The sequence below is a fragment of the Anaerovibrio sp. genome (genome assembly GCF_045637405.1).
In the GTDB taxonomy this organism is placed as follows: Bacteria; Bacillota; Negativicutes; order Selenomonadales; family Selenomonadaceae; genus Anaerovibrio.
In genome coordinates this window covers 1-2,830 of record NZ_JAZTZI010000052.1, presented here as the reverse complement: position 1 = coordinate 2,830, position 2,830 = coordinate 1, and the positions used below count along the sequence as shown (strand labels likewise).

Below are 2,830 nucleotides of genomic sequence, written 5' to 3'. Positions count from 1 at the left end.
CTTAAAGGACGACGCTGTTCTGGAAAAATATCTTCCATGGAATGTGAACCTGCCAACTGAAGAATAATGACACTATACTATGACGCAGCCTACGGGCTGCTTTTTATTTGCTATTGAGGCATATTATATTTTGACGCTTACGTTGTATTATAAAATCGTACATAAGTACTATAAAACCGGTGATGCCCTTTTTTCATAGTATAAGATATAATGTATTGTGCCAGCTGATGAGTGAGTCTATTGTGAATGAAAATAATATTACTGAAATAGTAGAAGAGTTTACGATTAATATAAATAATAGAAAAATGGTTTAGGAGAAAATGGATGGACAGCCAAAACAAACGGTATGGAAAAATTAAAAACGAAAATCTAATTATAGCCTCTAGGATAGTGAGAAGAGACGATGAATTGTATTTTGATGATGAGCAACTTTACACTGAAAATGGATACAAACCAGTTGAATATAAAGATGCTCCTCCAAATAAAGATGGTTATAATTTAGTAAGTGAATGGAAAGATGAAGGAAACAAAATTGTCCAAGAATGGGTTTATCAACCTATTCATGAAGATTATTCGGCTAGGTTGGTACAGGCAATTAGTTCATTTTGCCGAAAAAGTGTAGAGCTAAGACATGGTTTGGAAAAGAATTACGAGAATAACTCTTTAGAAATACAAGCCATAATTCGTGAAAATAACATAGTTGAGCTAATCTATAATTCAAGGGAAGAGAAATTAGATGCAGAGGCTTTATTGAAGATATTACATGAGTGTCATTTGGAATTGCCCAAGTTTATAGATAAGTTAGGGTTACTAGATAAAATAAAAGAACTTGGATACGAAGTATGGAATGAATATATAATTGATAAAACTAAAGAACATACCGGAGATTTTATAAAAAATACTAAAGAACTTACTAATTTAATAATGAGAGATGCAATTGTGATGCCACAGGAAATAAAATATCGGCTATCTAAAATACATCAATTGGAAAGCTTTACAACATTATCAAATACCACAACATATTATATGTCGTTTATATATATGTTTACCCTTTTTGATGAGGTATTATTGAAAACGATAAGACTGATATGCATGCATGAAAAGAAATGGCTAGTTAGTAATTCAAGTATTTTGGCCGCAGATGTGTTGGACTGCAAAACGACCGATGAGTTACATATGAAGTTGGTGGATAAAAAAATAGAGGAATTGGCATGGGGGAGCTATATAAATAAACTGGAGTTCCTTGAAAGCAAAGGCATTGTTATTGATGAAGAGCATAGAAAATTGTTTAAAGATACAATTTTATACTTATCTCTAAAAAGAAATGCTATGGTACATAATGAGGGATTGTGGAATGCTACAATAAAAAGTAAACTAAAACAAACAGAATACTTTGATAAAGTGACTATTGGATGTGAGGTTGATACTTCTATTGAAAGTTATAAAGAAGCAAGTAAAAATATACAACAAGCAGTAGATTATTTATATAAGAAGGTATGTGATAAGTTCCATTTACTTTTTATGATAGATGTGAATTATTATTTTGAAGTGGAAGAAAATTAAACATATTTGAACCTAGATAGGATCTGAAATAGTTAGACAAAAACATTGCTGATAATTTGCCTAAGACTTTAATAATGATTTGGAGCCTCTAAATGAAGTGTTTTTACAGGCAATGAATGATTGTTGAAGGTTTTGGATTAGTGAGGGTGGACTATGATAATTAGTGCCAGCAGGCGGACGGATATACCGGCATTTTACTTCGATTGGTTTTGCCGGAGATTAAAGGCAGGCTATGTGGATGTGGTAAATCCATTCAACCGCAAGCAAGTGAGCCGTATATCCTTGAAACCGGATTATGTAGACTGCATTGTTTTTTGGACCAAGGACCCGGCCCCTATGTTAAAGAGATTGGATAATCTTAAAGACTACAATTATTATGTGCAGGTGTCCTTAACGCCTTACGGACATGATGTGGAGACAAATCTTCGTGATAAAAAAGATATTATCATCACTGTGCAGGAGCTATCTAAGAGAATCGGTCGGGAAAGGGTAGTATGGCGGAATGACCCTATTTTGTTAAATGATGGCTACACAATAGAGGGGGCATCTGGAATGGTTCAAAAATACCCTTGATTCCTTGGTTCCCTGTGTGGAGCGTTGTGTTATCAGCTTTATTGACCTGTATGCCAAGGCGAAAAAGAACACTCAGGGGCTAAATCTCCATGAGCTTTCTGAGGAGGAAATGAATGAGCTGGCGGCAGGAATGTCAAATATTGCCAAGGGGAGTGGTGTTGTACTTCAAACCTGCTCTGAGGCCATTGATTTGGAAAGGTACGAAATAGGCCACGGAGCCTGCATAGATGGAGAATTGGTTGAACGCATAGTTGGCAGGAAACTTAACATCAGCAGGGCCAAAACACAGCGACTACTTTGTAACTGCGTGGAGAGCTTCGACATTGGGCAATATGACACCTGTATTCATGGTTGCCGTTATTGTTATGCTAATGCCAGCTTAGATCGAGCAAAACGGGGCTTTGATAACCATAATATTAACTCGTCAGTAATAACCGGCAGTTTGCTGGGGGATGAACATATTACTGTGCATGAATAGTGTAAATGTATCGCAAGATGTATAATATTATCAGGTAGAAGCTGCCTGTTAGAGGAGATGAGATTTATGGGGATTTATAAACGTCAATCATAATTTGAGCCATTTGCTCATTTGATTTTGAGCCACTAACGCTCACTTGAAAGTGAGCCACCTATACTTCATTTTTGGTACGCGCTAAACGATAAGATTCGCCGTTCATATCCAGCACATATGAAT

3 protein-coding genes are annotated in these 2,830 nt (G+C 35.8%); all 3 read left to right on the top strand.

What is annotated here, in order from left to right:
- The first annotated feature begins 324 nt into the window (after positions 1–324).
- Entirely contained in the window at positions 325–1,563 is a 1,239-nt protein-coding gene (locus ACKI5G_RS03735) for a hypothetical protein (protein WP_407397770.1), read from the top strand.
- A 153-nt stretch (positions 1,564–1,716) separates the two neighbouring features.
- On the top strand, positions 1,717–2,136 hold the full coding sequence (locus ACKI5G_RS03730) for a DUF1848 family protein (protein WP_407397768.1): 420 nt from the start codon (positions 1,717–1,719) through the stop codon (positions 2,134–2,136).
- Positions 2,137–2,152: 16 nt separating this feature from the next.
- Positions 2,153–2,614, top strand: coding sequence for a DUF1848 family protein (locus ACKI5G_RS03725; RefSeq protein WP_407397766.1), 462 nt, complete (start codon positions 2,153–2,155; stop codon positions 2,612–2,614).
- The last annotated feature ends 216 nt before the right edge of the window (positions 2,615–2,830 follow it).